Below are 19,871 nucleotides of genomic sequence, written 5' to 3'. Positions count from 1 at the left end.
GTGCGACGCACAACGAAGGGTAATTCACCCCCCCACAAAATTAAATTATAATCACCCCATCGCATGATTCTGTTTACCAGAACGGCGCAAGACTACGGGGACGTAATGAGGACCGACCATCCTTTCAACGCCATAATCCGGAACCGCACACCGATGCTTCTCGCGGTCGTTGCGGGGCTCCAGATCCTCGATTGGCATAGCACGCTCACAGCGCCGCCCTATCGGCATGAAACAAACCGCATCCTCAACGGACTTGCCGGGTGGATTGGCTTCGCCTGCGCGGTATCGCTCGTCAAAGCGGTATTCCTTGTCATCCTAGCCGCGGGCCTTCTTCACTGGCGCAGGCACAAGCACACATACGAACTGGAATACGGCCTCTGTCTCGGCGTCCTGGTCGTCGTCTACACCTGCATCGTGATCAACAACTACGCTGGATGACCTCGGGTGCAGGCGCCCCACGCGAGACCGCTTCGAACTTGTGAATGCGCGGCCCGGCACCTGCGGGCCGTAGGTCGTGCCCCGCCCCGGCTACGTCCCCCCCGCAAAACGACGGGCATGCGCGGGCCGGAAACCGATTTTTGCCGCAATACGAACGAGAGGCGCCGACGCGAACTCCGCAGTCTCGGCCCTCAAACTGGAGATAGACCACTCATGCTAAGCATCACGAAAATCACCGCCGCATTGCTCATCGCGGGGTACGCGGCCGTCGCCCACGCCGGCTTTCCCGAAGAGCTGGTCAAACGCTTTCCCGCCGCCCAGGGTGCGAAGATCCAGCAAGCCTTTCCCGGCTTCTGGTCGGTGGTGAAAGGCGGCGATGTCTTCTTCGTGCGCGACGACATGTCGATCATCATCACCGGCAACGTGATCGACCTGCGCACGAGACAAAACCTCACCCAGGCCCTGCAGCTCGCGAATCGCCCGAAAATCGACGTCACCCAGCTCGACCTGAAGGACGCGATCAAGTTCGGCAACGGCTCACGCAAGCTGTATGTCTTCTCCGACCCGGACTGTCCGTACTGCCGGCGCCTCGACCCGGAGCTGTCGCAGTTGAAGGACGTGACGATCTATCTCTTCCCGTTCCCCCTCGCCCAGCTTCACCCGAACGCCCCGGGTATTGCCGAGGCCGTCTGGTGCCAGAAAGACCGAGCCGCGGCGTGGAGCGAGTATCAGGAGCTCGCCCGCGAGGCTTATGCTGCGCCCGCAGCCGCCGCGCAGATCGGCCACGAGGAGGCCGAGTACAAGGCACGCGGCGACCGCCTACTGTCGTCGTGGCACAACTACCTGCACGCCCATCATCAGCCGGATCAACCGACATGCGACAACCCGATCGCCCGCAACCTCGCGTTCGGCGAGAAGTGGGCGATCAACGGTACACCAGCGCTAATTTTCGAGGACGGCACGCTGATGCCCGGTCTTGCACCGACGGAGCGCATTGCCGCCCAGCTCGACCAGTCCCACGCAAACCTGACGGCATCCAAATGAAAACCATCACGCAACGCATCCTGAGCGCTGTCGCTTCCCGCGGCCGGTACTGCGTGCTGCACGCCACTGTTCTGACGCTGATCGCCACAGCGATCTTCATGATGGCCACCTCCGGCGACTTGGGCCCGATGGCTCCGTTGATCATCGCGGGCTCGTTCTATCTGATCTTCGCCGCAGTGGCTATCGAAGCGTTCCTCGGTCTGTTCGCGTTGCTCAGGTGGCTCGCCCGTAAGGGCCTGCCGGTTGAGCTGCGCAGCGACGGTCCGATCTATTGACACTGGCAGCGTTCATGCTGAAGAAAGCCACTGTACTCCTGGCACTCCTCATCGCATGCCGCTTCGCGCATGCCGATCTTGGGGCGTGCTTCGAGCACGCTGCCCAGCGCCGGCATCTCAACGTAAATCTGCTGCTGGCGATCGGACGCGTCGAATCGCGCTACCGGCCCTGGGAGGTAAATTCGACGTCCGGCGCGATCGGCGTAATGCAGATCCTGCCTTCTCATCTGAAATGGCTGGCCCGTTACGGGATCACGCGCGAGGACCTCCTCGACGGCTGCACCAACATCAACGTCGGCGCGTTTCTGCTCGCAGACTTCATCCGTATGTACGGAAGCACGTGGCGAGCGGTAGGCGCCTACGGCGCCGGCATTGCACCGGGCAAGGAGCAGGCGCGCATCGCATACGCCGCGCTCGTCCAGCGGGAATACGAGCGGCTGACAAACCCCGCGACCGCGCAGGCGGTCCTCCCCGTCAGGCGCGCTCCCGTTTCCGCCCGCCCTCCCCGACCCACAATGGTGGTTGACCAATGAACAGACGCATCCTGACCTGCCTCGCCGTGGCAATCGCGGGCATTCTGCATCCAGCCTATGGCGAGGACCTTGGCGTGAAGGCGCAAACCTATGCACTTGACCCGGACGCGAGCGACCAGATCAAGGACGTCCTGCGCCACAAGCAACAGACGGGCGAACTCGACCGCTTCTGGAAAAGCTATCGTGATCGCGTGCTCGCCTCGATCAAGAATCCGCCGTCGTTGGGCGTTCCGAGTGACTACACCACTCACACGGAACTCCACGACCTGAGGTTCGTAATTCCGTCCGATTACAAGGACCAGGACGGAAACGTTATCGTCCGGCGCGGCACCGTCGTCCAGCCGCTGAAGGTAATGCCCCTGACCTACGGCCTGCTGTTCATCGACGGCACCGATCCTCGCCAGGTCGAGTACGCCGTTCGCCGTAGCAAAGCCGCGCCACTGAAGATCGTTCTGACGGCAGGGTCGCCCTACCTCATGCGGATCAAATACAAGGACATGCCGTGGCATGGGGGAACTGGCGTGCCGTTTTATTTCGACCAGCGAAAAATGATCATCAACACGCTCTCGAAGCTCTACGGTATCAAGATCAACAGCGTGCCGGCGGCCCTGTTTCAGCAGGGCGACAAGTTAGCGATCGAGTTCGGTATGGGAGACGCAAATTGAAATACCTGACTCGCTTATGGCTCGCCGTCGTACTCGCGTTCACTTTGTCCGGTAGCGCGCAGGCCCAGCAAATCTGCAACGGCAGCTTCCCGAACCTCATCACCGATGTCTGTTACGACTGCATCTTCCCGATCTCGATCATGGGTGGGTTTGTCAACCTCGGCGTATCCGGCCAGGACTATGACACCGGCGTGAGTGCGTTGCCGGTGTGTGTCTGCACGAACAACCTCGCGGTTGGCACCCCGGTCTCGTTCTGGGAGCCTCGCTACATGGTTGACACCACGACGAAGCCGGGTTGCATGCCGCTGCTCGGCGGCATCGACATCAACACCCCCTATAACGCGGACGAATACGGCGGGGAAAACCATACGACGCAACACCTCAATGGCAAGAAAAAATCCGCCTTCATGCAGGTGAACGAATACATCAACCCGGTCATGTCGGCTATCGGCGTCGTCGTCAATAACCCGTGCCTCGACAACCGTTCATTCGATGTTCCGTTCCTCAGCTGGGCCGACCCCACGTGGAATGACGATGCACTCTCACTGATGCTCACGCCCTACGCCTATCCGTTCGCCGGGGTGCCGAGCATCGCCGCCGAGATGCCCGACGCGATCTCCGCGACCGTCGGCTTCCCGATGGAGATGCTGTTCTGGACAGCAGGAGCATGGGGCCCGATGTATCCGCTCGATGGCAATGTTGCCGATGCCAATACGCAGGAGCAGGTCTCCCACCTAATGATCGCGCGGATCTTCGCGAAGCTTCACGCAGCAGGCGCGCAGCAAACCACGGCCGGCCAGGACGCGCTCGATTCGTGCGGTGCGCTTGGTGTGCCGCAGCTGATCATGGATACGCGTCAGTACAAGACCAACCGAACCTTCCCGTTTCCCGACAACATGTGCACTCCGATCGGGCGCCCCCTCGCCTTCCAGGAGATCGGTGCGTCGAGGCCGCAGGACAAGGATTACGGGTATTTCATCTTCCAGCGCAAGGATTGCTGCGCTACCACCAGTCTCGCCAACTAAGGGGACGCCCCATGAGAAAACTTCTGGCAATGATCGCGCTCGGCTGGGCGGCCACAGTGCACGCCGATCAGGGTTCCCTGGTGGAGAGCATGACCGCTCCGTGGAACACCCTCATTTTCGTCTCGACCCGCATGCCACAGGCGTCGGTCATCGAGCTCGCCCGCGAGGCCAGTCAGGCCCACGCGATTATCGTGCTGACGGGCTTTACCGGCGAGGACGGCACGCTCACCGCAACGCAACGCTACGCGGCGCAGATCAACGCTGCGTGCTGTGGGAAGAAGCCTGCGCGCTGGATCATCGACCCGGTACTCACCCGCCGCTTCCATGTCGCCGCCGCGCCGACGTTCGTGATCGCCCACGGTGACAGCGACAACCCTGCCGAGTATTCGAAAGTCGCGGGCGAAATCAGTCTCGCGCAGGCCTTGAAGTTCTTCGCGCAGACCTCGCAGCTGCCCGCAGCTCGCGATTACGCGGGCCGCGCCTACTACGCTGCGTACGGCACTAAATATTAATTGTGATCACTATCTATAGTGATTAAAATAAAGATATGACCAAAGCCAAATTCTATCTCGCGGGGTTGACGGTGGCATGTGCGCCGGCTTTCGCCGCGACCGCATCGGATGGAGTGACGTACGAAGCTCGAGCGCCGTACGTTTCTGGCGCGGCTGTAGTTGCGCCGGCGAACGGGGGAACCTACGTGTACTCTTCCGCTCCGTTCAATGACGGGCGCGGCACGACGCGCTTCATGCTCGGACTGCCTCCACGCCAGGACTACGACCTGTTCAGCGCGCAGGAGGAGGCCGCGCTATGGCAGATGCGCGAGGCGCAACGCAAGGCAATCACCGAGGCCAACGTGCGGGCCCGGGCGCGTCACGTTCACCGGGTGGGCTCTCCCAAGCTGAACTGGCCGAAGGTTTTGCTTGTCGGCGACAAGACTTGCGTTCCGCAAACCGGGTTTGCGAACGCGTCTGACTGGCAGCAGCACGTCGTGTGCTGGAGTGCGGGAGATCGCCGTGTCGAATAGCTTCAGCATTCCGAAGTACGGCGGTGCGGATAGCGCCTTCCTCGGTGTCGAGTTCAAGGACACCTACATCCTCATCGTGAGTGTGTTTGCCGCGCTCATCCTGGGGAAGTTCTACGGCACCGGCGCATATATCGGCATTCCGTTCTTCGGATACCACGCGAACAAGAAGTACATCGAATGGCGTTCGTCAAGACTGCCGGGGTTCGTGCTGGTGTGGCTGTTCCGGTTTGGATTGCGCGGCTATTCGAAGGCTTTCAGGTCGCAGCGCACTGTGTTCGTGGGTGACGCGACCGTGATCAACCCCGCGTCCCATGAGCTGCTGAAGCAGATGCGGCCCGAACCCAAAGTCGCAACTCACTCAAAGTAACCGCGCCCTAGCGAAACCACACTATGGATCTTCCAAACCGTCACAAGTCCGTCGCGGAGTTGCGCCGCGACAAGGACCGCCTTATCTGGGCCGTGCTCGCCCTCGCCATCGGAATCGCCGTCCTGGCGGTGAAGGTGGCCTTTATGTCTGAAATCATCGTCAACCGTGTACCAGGCACACCTGACGGCGCGAAGATCGAGCGCAACGGCATGGATGTTGGTGCGCAACAGGCGATCGTGTATGCGGTCACTAACGCCCTCGCATCAGTCAATCCGAGTAACGGCGACAGCATCAAGAGGTTCGTCCAGCCTTTCCTGTCGCCCGCAGCCTACACCAAGGTGAGTCTGGCAATCGACAACAAGGTCGCCCAGCTTAGCGCCGAGCACGAGCTCGGCAGCTACTACTTCGTCGTCCGTCGCTTCGAGGCTGACGACAAGCTGGGGCGTGTATTCGCGCTGGGCGATCTGCACACGGTCAACGCAGCTCGAGACACCGCCGAGCCGTGGGTGTTCGAATACCCGGTTCACTTTTCGAACTACCAGATGATTCTGGACGACGTCGTCTCCTACAAGGGGGACAAGGCTCATAACTCCGACTGGATCAAGGCTCAACAGAAGAAATGATGCAGACCAAGACCCGCAACCTGCCCACGCTGCTGGTCAGCCTGGGCCTTCTTCTTCCGGCAGTGCACGCCGACGCCACGCCGGCCTCCGTAGACTTTGGTCAACCGGGCGCGGGTACGAGTGCGGCCGCTTCCGCACCCTCGATCGCGCCGGTGACGCACAAGCGGCACGCAGCTCGCACGAGGGTGAAAGCGAGCCGTGACCCGCTCAAGGTTGACCCGTCCATTTCCGTAAAGGACACCCCGCGCAAGGAAATTGACTTGCCGGGCGTGCTCCATGTACAGGGACAGAGCCTGGACGTCCTCGACCCGACGAAGGCAAGGAAGATCTCATGGACGAACGGGGGCTCGCAGACGATCTATCTGAGCGTCAACGAGCCCAACCGCATCCAGCTGCCGTTCAAGAATCCGTACGTCGTCCGTATGAGCGATGTCACGGTGGACCATCGTCCAGACAGCAACAACATGTACGTCTACTGGAACGTGACGCGTCCGGAGGACGCGCATCCCCGGCAGATCTACATCGAGCCGCCCGGCGGTGGGAGTTCGCTTGGCCTTGAGCTTGTCCCGAAGGCGATTCCTGGACAGACCGTGATCGTCACCGACGACACAGGCATCACCGCAGGTCATCGGCGCACGGCAGGCGACAGCGGCGATTACATCACGCACATCCAGGACCTGATGAGCGCCGTCGCGCTCGGGCGGTCACCAGACGGATTCTCGCAGGTCGACGTCCACCTCCCTCCTATCGCCATGGACGGGCTATCGGTCACCGCTGATACGCGCTACAGCAGTCACGAGGGCGATCTCTGGGTGTACTCCGTGCGAAACCCGGGGCCCAGCCGCGCTCTCCTTCACGAGCAGGAGTTCGATGGTCCGAACGTTCTGGCCGTGTCGATCTTCCCGAAGCCCCTGCTTTTGCCGGGCCAGCAAACCAAGGTCTTTGTCTTGGCCCGCAAGCGTGAGGAAGAATAAGTATGGCAATCGAATGGGAATGGCTTGAGACCAAAAAGCAGGAATGGAGGGACATGGACCCGAAGTTCCGTTACCTGCTGATTGCAGTAACGGTCGGCGGGATCGCGCTAATCGCCTGGCAGCGGATCACGCATCCAGCCGCGCCGACCTCCTCGGCCGCCGCGCTGCCCGCCCAACCCGTGGCCGCAGCCGCGCCGGCGGCGGCAGCGGCCGCGTCCGCACCGGGTTTCACCAGTGTGGTCAACAGCGTTTTGCCGACATCGCCGCGCAATCAGGGGCTCGAGGATCTCACCGCGGAGATTGACGGGCTGAAGAAAGAGATCCACGACATGAAGGCTAACGGAGGGGTGGCCGGTTCCGGTATGGGCACCGGTGCCGGCATGACCGGCCCATTTCGCGCGAGCCCGGCGACCGGCGCATCGGCCGCCGGGGCGGCAGCGCCGGGTACCAACCCCCTCGGCAAGGATCTGCCTGAGGCCGTCAGCTTCGATCAACCCGGGGCGAAGGGCGCCAATGCGGCGAATTCGACGCCGGTGGCGGCCGCGCCCGACGCAGGCGCATCGGCTGTCCAGCCTCCACCCGAGCCCCCTGCGCGCCCGGCGATGGTTGCCGACCCGGCACCTGCGCAGCCGTCGGCTGCCGCCGATCAGCGGCCCGACCTCGTGCTCCCGATGTATACGGGTATCGAGGCCGTGATGCTGTCGGGCGTTAACGCGCGTCCGAGTGGTTCGAACGGCGGAGGGGCCGCGGGTAGCGTTACCTCGGCGCTGGATGTCGGGGCACCGTTCGTGTCTCGGGTCAAGGGGCTCGCCATCATGCCGAACTCCTGGAAGGCGGGCGATCTGGAGAACTGCTTCGTCGGCGGCTCGGCGACTGCCGTGCTGTCGGCTGAGCGTGCCTATGCAATCGCCGACCACATCAGTTGCATCTTCAAGAACGGCGATGTTTATGAGGCGCCGATGAAGGCGTACGCCCTCGACGTCGACGGAACCCTCGGCCTCGCCGGCAAGGTGGTGAACAAGCAAGGCGCGATGCTGATGCAAGCCGCCCTTACCGGCATGGCCGCCGGACTTGGCGCCGCGCTCGCGCCGAGTTCCGTGCCCAGCTACAACACGAACGTGGGCAGCGGTTCGGAGCAAAGCTACACCTATCCGAGCCCCAGCTATCTCGCAGGCACGGCGGTTGGCCAAGGCGTCAACCATGCCGCCACGGAACTCTCGCAGTTCTATCTCAACTTCGCCAAGGAGACCTTCCCGGTGGTCGAGGTCACGGCAGGAACGCGCGTGACCTGGATTCTCAAGGAGGACATCGTGCTGAAGAAGCGCCAGACCAACAAGGAAGCAGGCTAATGACCATCCGCAATCGGACCCTCACCACGTTTGCCGCGCCGCTTGTCGCGGCAGCGATGCTTTCGGGCTGCTCATCGATCATGAACCCGATCGGCTCGAACACCTACGACTGCAATCGCAAGCAGGACCCGACGAGCATCTACTGCCATAGCTTCAAGGCGGTCGAGGCCTCGACGAATGGCGAGCTGCCGGACAGCCGTTTCGACACCGAACTGAAGTTCAGCCAGTACGACAGGGCGACCGACATCGCACCGGTCGGCAAATCCGATCCCACGGCCTCGCCGATCAGGTCCGGCGGAGGCGAACCGGTGGTGATGGGGACGGGGACGCCGGTGCTGGGCGACACGCCCGACGCCGCGACCGCACTCCCCGTCGCGACCGATGGCATGCCGGACGGCACCCCGGTCCGTACCGGGCCGGTCGTCCTGCGCACGTGGATCAAGCACTACGTCGACGGTAACGACATGCTGACGAGTGACACGACGGTCTACAAGGAAATCGTGCCGTCGCACTGGACCGGATTCGACGGTGGCAATCCGGCAGGCGCGATGCAGGGAATGTACCCACACAAGGCTGGTGACTCGAAGGCGCCTGAGGCGGTGAAGCCGCCTCAGGCGGCCCCGGTCACCGCGCAGACCGATTTCATTCAGCCAGGCCCGCAAGCGTCTGCTGGTGAAAGTAGCCCAGGCAATTCCATGCCGAATTCCATGCCACAGTAACCGTAAAGGAAAGCTATGAAACAAAACGCTGTAATGGGCCACGCCAACGCACCGGTCCGTTCGTTCCGCCCCGTGGCGGTAATGATCTTCACGATGGGGGCGATGCTCGTATGTGCCGGCGCGCTCAACGGGGGCACGGCTCTCGCCGCGAGTGCCTGGGACACCTTCGTCTCGACTGTCCAGACTATGCTCGGCAGCACGCTCGTCATGGCGCTGGTCCTGCTGTCCCTGATCGTCACGATCTGGCAGCTCGCGCACGGTCAGGGATATCGCAACCTCACGGTGGTGCTCGGCATCCTCGCGACCGCGCTGATCGGCCCGTCGCTCGTCCAGACCGTAGCAACCGCCACGGGCACGCCGGCTCACACGGCGGGCGCCGCTCAGCTGGACGTGGACCTCGCGCACTGATCCGACGCGAGGTCCTACAACGACACATCGCGGCGCGGCCTCTATGGCGCGCCGCGTTCTGCTGACGCCGAGAGAGAATCACCGTGACTGCCCTGATAAATATGAGCCGCACAAAGCGTGCGAGCGAAATGTTGCACCTCGAAACCTATACTTCTGATTCACACCTGCTGATCAGCAAGGCCCCGGGCAACGAGAGGCCGTATATCGGGGCGGTCTATCGGATGAGCCCCCTCGCCGGTGGGGGCGGCGAGTTCAGCACTGTCGTCCAGAACGTATTCAAGGCCGTGCCGGATGATTCCGTTATCACGGTCAGCCTGCTGGTCCAGCCGGACCATGACGCGCCGGCCGTGTTTGCCAAGGGGAAAACCAATGGCGGCCGCGTGATCCTCGACCTCGTCGAGCGGCAGCGGAAGCTCTATGAAAAGGCGTTGCGCGCCGGCACGCTCCCCGACATGGGCATGGTGAACAAGCGGACCGTCTTCATTTCGCTGGCCGTGCCGGCCCGCAAGATCGATCCGGAGACGATCGAACAGGAGGAGAACCTGCAGGGCGAGTTTCTGACGAATGTCAGGGACTGTGGTTTCGCCGATGCGGAGCGCCTGTCGGCTGGGCAGCTCGTCGGCGTCTACCGGCAGTACGCCGACATTTTCCATCCGCACGGTGAAGTCCAGCTCGATCAGATGATCGACCTGAAGTACCAGGTGTACGGTACGGACCAGAAGTTCGACTTCTCCAACTCGCGCATCGGCGTGATCAACGACGACACCTATTGCGCCGTCGTGACGACCAAAAGCTACCCGGAAAAGCCGTTCCACGGGATCATGAACCTCGTGAGCGGTGCCCCGTTCAACAAGGGACCGACGAAGGAAGGCGGCGGCAAACGGATTGAGACCGCCTTTATCCTGTCAACGACCGTGCGGGTTGCCAGCCAGCGAAAGGAGTGGACCCGCATCGAAAGCGCGATCCGATCCCGAACCACGGCGCAGAATTTCCCCGTCAAACTCGGGGTCGAGGACACCCAGGCAAAGCTGGCCGATCTGCTCGAGCTAAAGCGCCAGGTCGCAGAGGATGGCCAGAAGTTCGTCTACGCGTCGACCAACGTGTTCCTCTTCGGTCGCAAACGTGAGGAGGTGGTCCGCGCCGCGGCTACGGTCAAGGGGACCATGAACAAGCTTGGCTTCGACGCGCGGGACGTGCTCGGCACCGGACTCGTCCGGTTCGCCCAGACGCTGCCCCTGAATTTTTCTTCGGCGATCGCTGACAAGATCGACGGGGAAGCGATTATGGCGAGCTCCGAGGTTGGGTGCCTGCTCCCTGTTTACGGCGACTTTCTCGGCAACGTGAACGGAGCCTTCCCGGTGACCGGCGCAACCTATCTGACTCGCCGCGGACAGATGCACTGCTTCGATCCATTCGTCAGCGACTCCAACTATTGCGGGGTCCTGGCAGCGGAATCCGGGGCCGGCAAGTCATTCAATCTGCAGTACATGATCGAATGCGACCTCGCGCAGGGCGCGTACGTGATGCTCTTCGACAACGGCAAGAGCTCCAAGAAATTCTGCCGCTCGGTCGGCGGTGAGTTCAACGAGTTCGGTAGCAGCGGCTTCCGTCCATCGCTCACTCCGTTCACTGGACTGTCCGATGACGAGTTCGACGAGCAGCAACAGACCATTACGGCGCTGCACGTCATGATGGCCTACGATCACGAAACGCCCGATCCTGGAGCGAACATCGCGGTCAACGAAGCCGTCAAGGCAGCATGGGGTCAAAAGGGTGACAAGGCCGAAACAGCCACTGTTATCGAGTGCCTTCAGCAAATCGTTGAGCAGGGGCAGGACAACCCGATCAAAAACCAGGTGATCACGGCCGCAGCAAACCTTATCCCGCGACTGAAGGCCTTCGTCGAATCGCCGACACGCGGCCCCTACTTCCGCGGCCCGAGCACGCTGAACCCTCGCGCGCAGTTCACCGTATTCGAACTCGCGAGTCTCGGAGACGACGATCACCTGAAGCGGGTCGTGCTGTTCTGCTGTCTCAACGTTCTGATGACGCGTGTGCGCACGATCGAGGGCCGTAAGCGGATCTACGTCGATGAGGCACAGGATCTGTTCAGCGTCGAGTCGGCGGCTGCGGCAATGGAAGGCCTCTACCTCAAGGGGCGCAAAGAGAAGCTGGCCGTCTGGATCATTGTTCAGTCACTTCTGAAAATCGCCTCCTTCCCCGCCGGCGCAGTGATTCTGCGTCAGTCGGCATGGAAGGTCATCATGGCTCAGAAGTCTGAAGAAATCGACGCGGTAATCGACAAGAAGGTCATGACTGCGTTCGCCGACGATGCCTACTTCAACAAGTTGCTGCGAAGCGTCGAGTCCCGAAAGGGCTTCTGGAGTGAATTGCTGATCATGAGCGAGAAGACCTACGAGGTCGTCCGGCTCTACGTCGACAAGTTCACGGCGACGCTCTTCAGCTCGGAAGGTGACGATCGCGACGTCGTCATGCGATTGATGGATGAGGGCATGGACGTGCTCGACGCGGTTCGCAAGGTGATGGGTGACAAGAAAGCGCGGCGGGCTGAATGGTTCAAGAAGATCCTCGCTATGTGCCGGGATCACGACGGTCTGACGGCCGACGAGGTCTTTGAAGAAATGAGGGAGCTGGAGCAATGAAGGGACTTTTGACCGCGGGCAACGTGCCCTATTCGATAGTTGCCATGATGGGGCTTGCGCTCTATCTCATGGGCCACCAGACGGCAAGGCCGGCGCCCCGCGTGGCGGTCGCCGAAAAGAGCGCTGTCATCCTGGAAGCCGCGCTGAACAGTCCGACGGCGTCGCAGCAGCAGATGAAGACTCTGGTCGCAGATCCGATCCGCAACGTCCTGCGTCGCTACGAGCAGGCCGGATACGTCGTGATCAACACGAGCCGTAACGACCAGGGTGACATGACCGTCGACGCTCTGCCGGGCGACACGATCGACATCACGAACGAACTGCGGACCGCCGTCCACCTTCCCCAGCAAAAGCCTGTAGCGACCGCTGCCGCAGTCGTCGCTCCGGCCAGTGCTGGCAACGGCTCGGGGGCGCATCAATGACTCTACCCGCCGAAGACGCGCGTGTCCCGCCAAAGGATCAGCGCGGCAAGTTCGCCGTGCTTTTTTTCGCTACCCTGCTTCTCGCCTGGGCCTTCTGGAGCAAACCGATCGTGACTCTCGGCTTCGACCCGCAGAGCGAGCGCTGCTTGCCGAACCTGCATCTTGCCCTCCTCGTGCATCGCTCGCCGACCGCCGTCCACGATGGCGATCTCCTGTTCTGGCGCCCGAGCGGAGCACTCGCCGGCTTCAAGGAGCATTTCATCCTGAAGGAGGTGGCCGGCGTGCCCGGTGACCGGGTGACGATTCGCGACGGCCTCGTGCGAATCAACGGCAAGGTGGTGGTACAGGGCTTCCCGCTCGCAGCAGATTACCACCGGGCGGTGAAGGATTTCGAACGTGACGAGGTAATCCCGCCTGGCGAGTTCTTCATGGTGGGCGTGCACCCGCTGTCAAACGATTCGCGCTACTGGGGCTACCTCGACGCTGCCCGCGTAGCCGGCTTCGCATACCGTCTCTTCTGATCGTCAGCATGCGCCGCCGATATTTCACCGTTCGTCGTCGCATCGCCGCCGCGTGCCTGTTCGCAGCGACGTGTGCTCACGCGCAGCAGGCCTCCCTGCAGGGAGACGCCTACGGCGATGCGTTCCTGAACTATGAGCCCTACGTCACGCCTGCGGCCGCCGCGTCGATGCCGGCAGCAGCAGCCGCGCCGAAACCCGCTGCACCGATAGCCGCCTCGTCGCCGTCCGATGGGAAGCAGCAGGTCGACGTCGCATTTCTCCGCAAGATCTACCCAGAACTCGAGGAGCGCGCGATCAACAACCCGACAGACGACAATGTGTCCGACTACATGTACGTAAAGCGGATCATCTTCGACAAGGCGCAACGCTTTTCGGAGGCCGTGGTTCGGGTTCTGCACGAAGATCCGATACTCGACGAAAACAATCGGGTACCGTACGCCTCAATCGGTGCGCAGTCGGTCAGAAACGCGAACTATCAGGCGCAGCAGAAGGCTGTCGAGGAGTTGTCCAAGATCGGCGGACTGATCGTCTTTGTCGACGGCTCCTGCCGGTTCTGCACGATGGAGCTGCCGGTGCTGGACATGCTCAAGCGCGGCTATAACGTCGAGTATCTGGTCATCTCGCTTGATGGCACCAGGCCAAAAGGCTTCAAAGGCAGCGTCATGCCCGACAACGGCCTATTCCATAAGCTCGGGCTGAAACTCACGCCGTCCATCGTCTTCGTTCCGCATCCACGCGCGTACACCGGTCCAATGGACCCCAACCATTACCTTATTGTCTCGCAGGGGTACTACGCGGAGGACGAACTGATCAAGCAGATCGCCTTTGCGGGCCACGACACCCAGCTGCTGAGCGCGGACGTCATGCGCGACCTCAACGTCTGGGACCGGGGCGTGGCGAGCACCCAGGACCTGAACAATCTCCGTCTTGACCCGAACAAACCAGGGTCCTTCAAGAAAATCCTGCAACCGTATCTGCTCAAGCAGTATTAAGGAGTCGCCCATGCGTGTAAAACAAATTCTGGTGGCTGTGGTGCTCGCGCTTGCGCCAGTGTTCGCTTTTGCGGGGATTTTCGCGGACCTCGGTTCAATGGTGATGAGCAACACGACGGCACCCGGCGTCATGACTACCAAGGATCGGGTCGGAGTGTTCATGGGGGGCTTCACGATGCGCGCCCCGATTCAGGCCGTCAATCTGATCACCTTCGATCCACCCCGGATCGACGCCGGTTGCGGGGGTATCGACCTCTACGGCGGCTCATTCAGCTTCATCAATGGCCAGCAGCTGATCCAGATCTTCCGCCAGGTGGCCGCCGACGCGGCCGGCCTCGCCTTCAAGGCCGCGATCAAGGCAATCTCACCGTCACTCGATGCGTTGATCACCGAGTTTCAGACGCTCCTGCAGAATCTCAACAACCTCGCAAAAAATTCTTGCCAGCTTGCGCACCTGATCGTCGATCCGGCCACATCCGCGCTGTCCAACGCCGTGAACGGTGACGGGAATATTGGCAGCACCGATTCGGGACTCTTCAGTGACGACTTCGCGAGCCTGACGAACTATCTTTCCGATGCGAATTCGTTCCTGAAGCAACAGTCGGCAAACAATCCGAAGAGCGGCAACAATCTGGTCAAGACGGTGGTTTCGTCGGGCGCATCGTCCATCATGGGGCTCGCCGGTCTGCCGAACGTCGACGGCAGCAGCGACGACGCGACGAACCCGAACAGCCTCAACAACGAGATCCTGTACGCCCTCCTCGGCTATCACATTGACGCTGTACCGTGTAACGACCTGAATCAGAGCGGGCAGGGCGTGAGCTCGTCCACGCCCTCGGGCAACAGTCTTGGACAGGTGACCTGTTCCGGGCCTGCGCTTCTGACGCTCGACGATATCGTGAAGGGTGGCGGCACCGGCTCGCTGCGTCCCGATACGCCCTTGTCGCTGTACAAGTGCGTGAACCCGAGCGGGAGTGTTTTCGGCGGCGTCGACAACCAGATCTGCACGCAGATGCAGGTATTTTCGTTCAATTACCAGGGCATCGAAGGCTGGGTGAACACGATGCTCTTCGGGCAACCCGATCCGGCCGACGGCGTCGCCTCCTCGTCGATCGTTGGACAAACCAACAGCGGACAGTCGACGAACTTCACGACCGCGCAGATCCAGTTCATGCAGCAAGCCGGTGTTCCGCTTGCAGCCCTGCTTGCCAAGACGTCGAATCCGAATACGCGGATCGCGATCGCGCAGCGTCTCGCTCCGCACATCGTCGACTGTGTGGCAGCCCGCATTGGTGAGGTGTTGTACAAGGGGGCGAACCTGATTCAGACCTCAACGGGATTTGATCTCAATCAGGATGAAAAGGACCGCATCAAGCAACTGCGGACCGATTACATGGCGAAGGAGAGGGCCTGCAACAATAGCGACGTATTGCTGAAGATCGTGACCGAAATCAATGAAGACACGCGCTTCATGGCGACGAACAGCCGGTAATCGATTCGAGGCGAACTGTGGCGATACCTACCCTCACTATTTACTCCGTCAGCGCCGACCTCACGACCCTCTATTCGGTCCTGAACGGCGTCGCGATGATTTGCCAGCAGGACCTCTGGATCTGGGGCTTTGCCTTGGGCGTGGCGATGTGGCGCCTGCTCGCCAGCTCGACGGTCGCGGTCCTTCGCAGTCCATCAGGTCAAGGGGGCGCAGTGCTTGGACAGGGGGCGTTCAACACGCTCATGCCGTTCGTGCTGGCCATGACGCTCACCAACCCGATGCTCAAGGGAACAGTACAGATTGAGTCGACCATCAATGGCGCGGTCACGGAAGTCGCCAACGTACCACTGGCGATCTCCTTCATCCCGGCGGCCGGGAGCTTGCTCTCGATGAACCTCAATCAGGAGGTATCGACGGCCTTCGGCAACGTCTCAAGCGAATACCCGGCCATCTCTGCGACCGCGAATGGCTTCTTGAACCCGCTCAAGATTTTGCTGAGCTCGCGCACCGCGATGGTTCGCCTCGGCGGCATCGATTCGGAGGTGAAAACCGTTCTTGCGTCCTGCCTTGGGCCCGACTCGGGGGTAAACTACGCGAACATCGAAAACCTTGTACTCAATGCCGGTAACACCGGCGCGACGAGCAGCCAGTCGATCGCGATCAATGGGCTGAATCCCACGGCTCTGGGCGCGTTGCTGTACCAGGCCTCGCTGAACACGAACGGCATGGTCAATGATCCGGGACTGAGCTCGACGCAGATGCTTTCGTGCTCCGACGCCGCAAATCAGGTCGCAAACGACATCACCAACGCGTTGAATTCCGTCGAGTTTACGCGCGTGATCCAGGGGGCGGTCAACGGCATGGACCAGCCGATACCCGGCGCGGACTACAGCTTCGACACAGTCGCGGCCCAGTATTCGGCGCTCACCACTGTCAATACGCTCGGTAGCATTTTCGCGGGTGGTCAGGGGCAGGCGAATGCGGAGTTCATGAACCTGCTGTTCTCTGAAATGGTGGCAAACGATCTTAACTGCCTGCGAGCCAGCAGCGATACACTGGTGGAGTGTCAGGCGACTGCGTTGCAGGCGTCTGAGGTCGAGCGGAACAACCTGCAGCAGGCCGCAAGCGAGGTGCCGATGCTTCGCTATGCGGGGAGCTTCGGTAACTACCTCATCGCCCTCATCATCGGCCTTGGCCCCGTGATCGTCATGTTCATGATGTTTGCGGGCGTTGAGGCTGGTAAATGCGTGAAAACGGTTGCGCACCTGATTGTCTGGCCCCTGCTCGTGGTGAATGTCGGCGCCGAGCTGGTGAATGGCATGATTGCCATCGACGTGGCGAACTATCTCCAGTCACTGCGTCAGGGCGGCTGGATCTCGCAGGCCTCGGCCCTATCGGCGTACAAGGAGCTGAGCCTGCAAATCGGTGTGGGCTCGCACATCATGGCCAGCCTGCCCGTGCTGATGAGCCTGATCTTTGGCCTCGGCGAGTCGTCTGCTTTGACCAGCGTCGCGACTAACATTGCACCGAAGGCTAAAGAAACCGGCGATAGCCTCGCGCCCTCGCCGGAAGTGCAGCGACCACTATTCGACAACAGTTCCGTGGGGACGATCAGCCAGTTCGGACACGGCGCCGGCAACCTTAAGTTCACAGGTGCCCTGGATGCTGCCTCCACGAGCACGTCGTTCGGCAATATGGTACGGGATGCCAGCCGGACGCTCACGCAAGCCGATCAGCGGAGCCAGACGATCACGTCTGGCGAGACGAATCTGGCAGACTGGCGCGAGGCTATGAGCACCGGCAATTACAGCCGGCTCGGCATCGACCAGACGATCGGCGAATCGGTCGCCAAGGAATTCCGGAAAAGCCAGGCATCGGGCACCGACCAGCATACGAACACATCGGTGACCGGCATTCACACCAACGCCAACGAGACGAGCGCCGGATTCGCGGCTGGCATAGGTGCTGGAACAAGCGATGGTGAGGGAGGCGGCCCCGGTATCGGGTTTCACTTGGGAGCGAACGGGCAAACCACGACGAGCGCGCAGGACGCGCTACAAAATACCGATAACCGCGGTCGGTCGCAAAACTACAACGACTCTGTCGCGCTCGCCGAAGCGCTGTCCAAGACGATTTCGAAGTTTCAGAATACCAGTGCCGGCAGACAGGCGAACAGCGAGCTCTCCCGCAGCCTGTCCACGCAGGAAAGCTATCAACAAACGCTGTCCGAGGTCCGGTCGACCAGCGATGCGGCAGCTCAGGGCGTGCGTGAGAGCTCGAGCTTTATCGACGCGAGCGCCACTATCGGAGCGAATGAGATCGTCTGGCAACAGCAACGCAATCCGGAATATGCGGCATTCCAGCTGACTTCTGGCCGTATGTTCGATGAGAACCCGGCCACCCGGAAATACATCGCCACGGCGGCGGCTGACGCTGCGTCGGGTGCGACCGGCCGGGTCGTGGGTGACGCCGATGGTCAGGCGGCCGTGAACCGCCATCGCGCAGCCGTCATGCTTGCTCAGGACACGCAGGCTCGCCCGGAAGATCGCCTGGCAGCTGCGCGCTACCTGGCCGACGAAGGAAAGGCGATGCAGCACATGCGCTTCGAACCGACCGATACCGCACCGATGCCGATGAGCATCGGCGCACCCGTTGACAATACCGGGGTGAACACCCGCGGTCTAATCAGGCAGAGCAACGCGCGAACGCCGGCGCCGGCGGTCCCAGTCATGCGCAGCGCAGCGGCCGCGCCGAGTGGAGTACCTGCACCCGCCGCCGGCCATCCAGGTACCGCTCACTCGCGACCCGCCGGTGCCGCGCCCGCTGCGCGTCCCGCTCATGCGGGACCGGTACCGCAGTTGCCCGCTGGCATTGCGCCGCAGCCGCCCTCCGCGCCTGCGCCAAAGTTCGATCTCGACCCGGCACTCGAGCGTGAGGTCACCTCGCGCATGGCCGCGACGCAGCAGCATGTAGCCAAGGAAGTGCAGGGTGCCGAGGCGGTGGCACACGATGCAGGACTGGATGCTAGCGGGCATGGAACGGTCATTCGTACCGGAGCAAACGTCGCGGACAACGCCTTGGACAGCGCCCGGCCAGCCGGCAGTTCATCCCGCACGCGGCTCGGAGACACTGACGCGCCGCAAAACAAACCGGCACCGAACAAGCCAGAGACGCTGCCTGCACAAAAATCCCATTTTGTCCGACGCGGCCCCGGTTAATCGGGCGAATTAAGGCTTAATCGGGGGGCTTAACAGCCCTCCCTTTTTATGCTAGCCTAATTCCAGATAATCAGAAAAACGGGGTGAATTATGTCCAGCTTTAATGAAGCGGTGCGTAAGTTCTTCTCGAAGGCCGGTCGCTTTTTCCGTGCCAACGGCAAAGCCACGGGCGGATATGCGCAGTCTCGCCGGTATGTTGGCCAGCCGCGTCGAAGCCATGTGGGCGCACCGGGCCCGAAGAACAACTATGGTGTGGTGCGGCGCTCGGGCTTCTGATGTAATCATCGGTAATCGAAACAGCGTCGGCGCTGGTCGGGGCTAGGAAAGCGAGGGTTAATTTCGCATGCGAAATTAGCCCTCGTTCTTGGGAAGCTACCAGTCGAACGTGCCGGTGGCCGACTTCACGGGCCCCGTCACGTCCGTCGCCTTGCGTAATGCGTTGCGGACGGTTGACGGCTTCAGGTGGTAGATGTCAGCGATGGCCTCGACGGTCATGCCTGACTCAAAGAGTCGCACCCACGCCTGAAGTCTCTGCTCCTGCAGGTCCTGAACCGAAAGGCCCATTGCCTTGCGGAAGCCAGCCTCAATAGCTTTCTGGCCTCGCTTCTTGGCTTCCGTATAGGAAAACTTCCTCTTCCGGTAAAGGCTGTTGAGGACCGATTCGGGCTTGACCTTGTACAGGGAAGCGACCAGATCGACACTCATCCCGGCCTCGAGCATTCGAATCCAGGTGTCGTACCGCGCCTCCACGACGTCTTGGGCTGAGATGCCGAGCGACTTGCGGTAGTTAAACACCTGCATGTGCTTGACGCCGATCGCTTCCGCAATCTGGGTGTCGGCGACTCCCCTGCTGAGGCCCTTAGTAATAAGTTTTTTCTGTTCGTCCGTCAGCATAGTCTGAACGTTGTGCATCGCCCGCGGGCGACGGAACGCATATATTACAAAATAACAACGCGCATCATGAGCGCCTGGAAGCCATGCAAGCCACCGGATGGACTGTACAACGCTGACAAAAATTCGGTGCGACCTTTCGAACCCATCCGTTTTGCAAAGGGTTGCACGCGCACGCGCGGAAGAGACGCGAGGCGCCAGCAGGCGCAGAATCATAACCGTTCAATT

21 protein-coding genes are annotated in these 19,871 nt (G+C 61.4%); 20 read left to right on the top strand and 1 reads right to left on the bottom strand.

From position 1 onward, the window contains the following. Positions 1 to 153 precede the first annotated feature (153 nt). The 20 genes from J7024_RS15340 to J7024_RS15245 all read left to right on the top strand — a co-directional run bounded on the left by J7024_RS15340 (position 154) and on the right by J7024_RS15245 (position 18,752). Positions 154 to 438 (top strand): DUF5658 family protein, encoded by a 285-nt coding sequence (locus J7024_RS15340; protein ID WP_234745252.1) that lies wholly within the window; start codon positions 154 to 156, stop codon positions 436 to 438. A gap of 213 nt (positions 439 to 651) precedes the next feature. Beyond that, a complete protein-coding gene (locus J7024_RS15335; protein WP_025496790.1) occupies positions 652 to 1,482 on the top strand; it encodes a DsbC family protein in 831 nt (276 codons plus the stop codon). After that, positions 1,479 to 1,757 carry a hypothetical protein gene (locus tag J7024_RS15330; protein WP_025496791.1) on the top strand — a complete coding sequence of 93 codons (279 nt, stop codon included), beginning with the start codon at positions 1,479 to 1,481 and terminating at the stop codon, positions 1,755 to 1,757. Before J7024_RS15335 ends, J7024_RS15330 begins: the two co-directional genes overlap by 4 nt. Positions 1,758 to 1,771: 14 nt before the next feature. Further along, positions 1,772 to 2,290, top strand: coding sequence for a lytic transglycosylase domain-containing protein (locus J7024_RS15325; protein WP_049813620.1), 519 nt, complete (start codon positions 1,772 to 1,774; stop codon positions 2,288 to 2,290). Next, positions 2,287 to 2,955, top strand: coding sequence for a conjugal transfer protein (locus J7024_RS15320; protein ID WP_234745251.1), 669 nt, complete (start codon positions 2,287 to 2,289; stop codon positions 2,953 to 2,955). Before J7024_RS15325 ends, J7024_RS15320 begins: the two co-directional genes overlap by 4 nt. Beyond that, positions 2,952 to 3,980: a TraU family protein gene (locus tag J7024_RS15315; RefSeq protein ID WP_234745250.1), complete on the top strand. Its 1,029-nt coding sequence runs from the start codon at positions 2,952 to 2,954 to the stop codon at positions 3,978 to 3,980. The genes J7024_RS15320 and J7024_RS15315 overlap by 4 nt, the downstream gene beginning before the upstream one ends. Before the next feature lie 11 nt (positions 3,981 to 3,991). Beyond that, positions 3,992 to 4,492 carry a TrbC family F-type conjugative pilus assembly protein gene (locus J7024_RS15310; RefSeq protein WP_234745249.1) on the top strand — a complete coding sequence of 167 codons (501 nt, stop codon included), beginning with the start codon at positions 3,992 to 3,994 and terminating at the stop codon, positions 4,490 to 4,492. Between the two features lie 35 nt (positions 4,493 to 4,527). Further along, the gene (locus tag J7024_RS15305; RefSeq protein ID WP_234745248.1) at positions 4,528 to 5,004 is read left to right on the top strand and encodes a hypothetical protein; all 477 of its coding nucleotides are present in this window, start codon (positions 4,528 to 4,530) and stop codon (positions 5,002 to 5,004) included. Then, complete coding sequence (locus J7024_RS15300) at positions 4,994 to 5,371, top strand: hypothetical protein (protein ID WP_234745247.1); 378 nt, start codon at positions 4,994 to 4,996, stop codon at positions 5,369 to 5,371. The genes J7024_RS15305 and J7024_RS15300 overlap by 11 nt, the downstream gene beginning before the upstream one ends. A 23-nt stretch (positions 5,372 to 5,394) precedes the next feature. Then, complete coding sequence (locus tag J7024_RS15295; protein ID WP_234745246.1) at positions 5,395 to 5,994, top strand: TraE/TraK family type IV conjugative transfer system protein; 600 nt, start codon at positions 5,395 to 5,397, stop codon at positions 5,992 to 5,994. Further along, positions 5,994 to 6,968: a TraK domain-containing protein gene (locus J7024_RS15290; RefSeq protein WP_234745245.1), complete on the top strand. Its 975-nt coding sequence runs from the start codon at positions 5,994 to 5,996 to the stop codon at positions 6,966 to 6,968. Before J7024_RS15295 ends, J7024_RS15290 begins: the two co-directional genes overlap by 1 nt. A gap of 2 nt (positions 6,969 to 6,970) precedes the next feature. Then, positions 6,971 to 8,317, top strand: coding sequence for a TraB/VirB10 family protein (locus tag J7024_RS15285; RefSeq protein ID WP_234745244.1), 1,347 nt, complete (start codon positions 6,971 to 6,973; stop codon positions 8,315 to 8,317). Then, on the top strand, positions 8,317 to 9,036 hold the full coding sequence (locus tag J7024_RS15280) for a TraV family lipoprotein (protein ID WP_234745243.1): 720 nt from the start codon (positions 8,317 to 8,319) through the stop codon (positions 9,034 to 9,036). The genes J7024_RS15285 and J7024_RS15280 overlap by 1 nt, the downstream gene beginning before the upstream one ends. Before the next feature lie 15 nt (positions 9,037 to 9,051). After that, a complete protein-coding gene (locus J7024_RS15275; protein ID WP_234745242.1) occupies positions 9,052 to 9,444 on the top strand; it encodes a hypothetical protein in 393 nt (130 codons plus the stop codon). Between the two features lie 83 nt (positions 9,445 to 9,527). Beyond that, positions 9,528 to 12,107: a TraC family protein gene (locus tag J7024_RS15270; protein ID WP_234745241.1), complete on the top strand. Its 2,580-nt coding sequence runs from the start codon at positions 9,528 to 9,530 to the stop codon at positions 12,105 to 12,107. After that, a complete protein-coding gene (locus J7024_RS15265; protein ID WP_234745240.1) occupies positions 12,104 to 12,529 on the top strand; it encodes a hypothetical protein in 426 nt (141 codons plus the stop codon). The genes J7024_RS15270 and J7024_RS15265 overlap by 4 nt, the downstream gene beginning before the upstream one ends. Continuing rightward, entirely contained in the window at positions 12,526 to 13,050 is a 525-nt protein-coding gene (locus J7024_RS15260) for a S26 family signal peptidase (protein ID WP_234745239.1), read from the top strand. The genes J7024_RS15265 and J7024_RS15260 overlap by 4 nt, the downstream gene beginning before the upstream one ends. A gap of 8 nt (positions 13,051 to 13,058) precedes the next feature. Then, a complete protein-coding gene (gene traF / locus J7024_RS15255; protein WP_025496360.1) occupies positions 13,059 to 14,042 on the top strand; it encodes a conjugal transfer protein TraF in 984 nt (327 codons plus the stop codon). A gap of 10 nt (positions 14,043 to 14,052) precedes the next feature. Beyond that, positions 14,053 to 15,534: a conjugal transfer protein TraH gene (locus J7024_RS15250; protein ID WP_025496361.1), complete on the top strand. Its 1,482-nt coding sequence runs from the start codon at positions 14,053 to 14,055 to the stop codon at positions 15,532 to 15,534. 17 nt (positions 15,535 to 15,551) lie between these two features. Then, positions 15,552 to 18,752 (top strand): conjugal transfer protein TraG N-terminal domain-containing protein, encoded by a 3,201-nt coding sequence (locus J7024_RS15245; protein ID WP_025496362.1) that lies wholly within the window; start codon positions 15,552 to 15,554, stop codon positions 18,750 to 18,752. Positions 18,753 to 19,124: 372 nt separating this feature from the next. Here J7024_RS15245 and J7024_RS15240 read toward each other — a convergent pair whose 3' ends face one another. Continuing rightward, a complete protein-coding gene (locus tag J7024_RS15240; RefSeq protein ID WP_025496364.1) occupies positions 19,125 to 19,646 on the bottom strand; it encodes a hypothetical protein in 522 nt (173 codons plus the stop codon). Positions 19,647 to 19,871 lie beyond the last annotated feature (225 nt).

The sequence above is a fragment of the Burkholderia sp. WTPI3 genome (assembly GCF_021483755.1).
Lineage (GTDB): Bacteria > Pseudomonadota > Gammaproteobacteria > Burkholderiales > Burkholderiaceae > Burkholderia.
The sequence above is the reverse complement of the archived record's forward strand: the minus strand, read 5'-3'. Positions and strand labels throughout refer to the sequence as shown.

Coding starts and splice junctions, on each gene's coding strand:
- J7024_RS15340 (WP_234745252.1), top strand. CDS start 154: ATGCTTCTCGCGGTCGTTGCGGGGCTCCAGATCCTCGATTGGCATAGC.
- J7024_RS15335 (WP_025496790.1), top strand. CDS start 652: ATGCTAAGCATCACGAAAATCACCGCCGCATTGCTCATCGCGGGGTAC.
- J7024_RS15330 (WP_025496791.1), top strand. CDS start 1,479: ATGAAAACCATCACGCAACGCATCCTGAGCGCTGTCGCTTCCCGCGGC.
- J7024_RS15325 (WP_049813620.1), top strand. CDS start 1,772: ATGCTGAAGAAAGCCACTGTACTCCTGGCACTCCTCATCGCATGCCGC.
- J7024_RS15320 (WP_234745251.1), top strand. CDS start 2,287: ATGAACAGACGCATCCTGACCTGCCTCGCCGTGGCAATCGCGGGCATT.
- J7024_RS15310 (WP_234745249.1), top strand. CDS start 3,992: ATGAGAAAACTTCTGGCAATGATCGCGCTCGGCTGGGCGGCCACAGTG.
- J7024_RS15305 (WP_234745248.1), top strand. CDS start 4,528: ATGACCAAAGCCAAATTCTATCTCGCGGGGTTGACGGTGGCATGTGCG.
- J7024_RS15295 (WP_234745246.1), top strand. CDS start 5,395: ATGGATCTTCCAAACCGTCACAAGTCCGTCGCGGAGTTGCGCCGCGAC.
- J7024_RS15290 (WP_234745245.1), top strand. CDS start 5,994: ATGCAGACCAAGACCCGCAACCTGCCCACGCTGCTGGTCAGCCTGGGC.
- J7024_RS15285 (WP_234745244.1), top strand. CDS start 6,971: ATGGCAATCGAATGGGAATGGCTTGAGACCAAAAAGCAGGAATGGAGG.
- J7024_RS15280 (WP_234745243.1), top strand. CDS start 8,317: ATGACCATCCGCAATCGGACCCTCACCACGTTTGCCGCGCCGCTTGTC.
- J7024_RS15275 (WP_234745242.1), top strand. CDS start 9,052: ATGAAACAAAACGCTGTAATGGGCCACGCCAACGCACCGGTCCGTTCG.
- J7024_RS15265 (WP_234745240.1), top strand. CDS start 12,104: ATGAAGGGACTTTTGACCGCGGGCAACGTGCCCTATTCGATAGTTGCC.
- J7024_RS15260 (WP_234745239.1), top strand. CDS start 12,526: ATGACTCTACCCGCCGAAGACGCGCGTGTCCCGCCAAAGGATCAGCGC.
- traF (WP_025496360.1), top strand. CDS start 13,059: ATGCGCCGCCGATATTTCACCGTTCGTCGTCGCATCGCCGCCGCGTGC.
- J7024_RS15250 (WP_025496361.1), top strand. CDS start 14,053: ATGCGTGTAAAACAAATTCTGGTGGCTGTGGTGCTCGCGCTTGCGCCA.
- J7024_RS15240 (WP_025496364.1), bottom strand. CDS start 19,646: ATGCTGACGGACGAACAGAAAAAACTTATTACTAAGGGCCTCAGCAGG.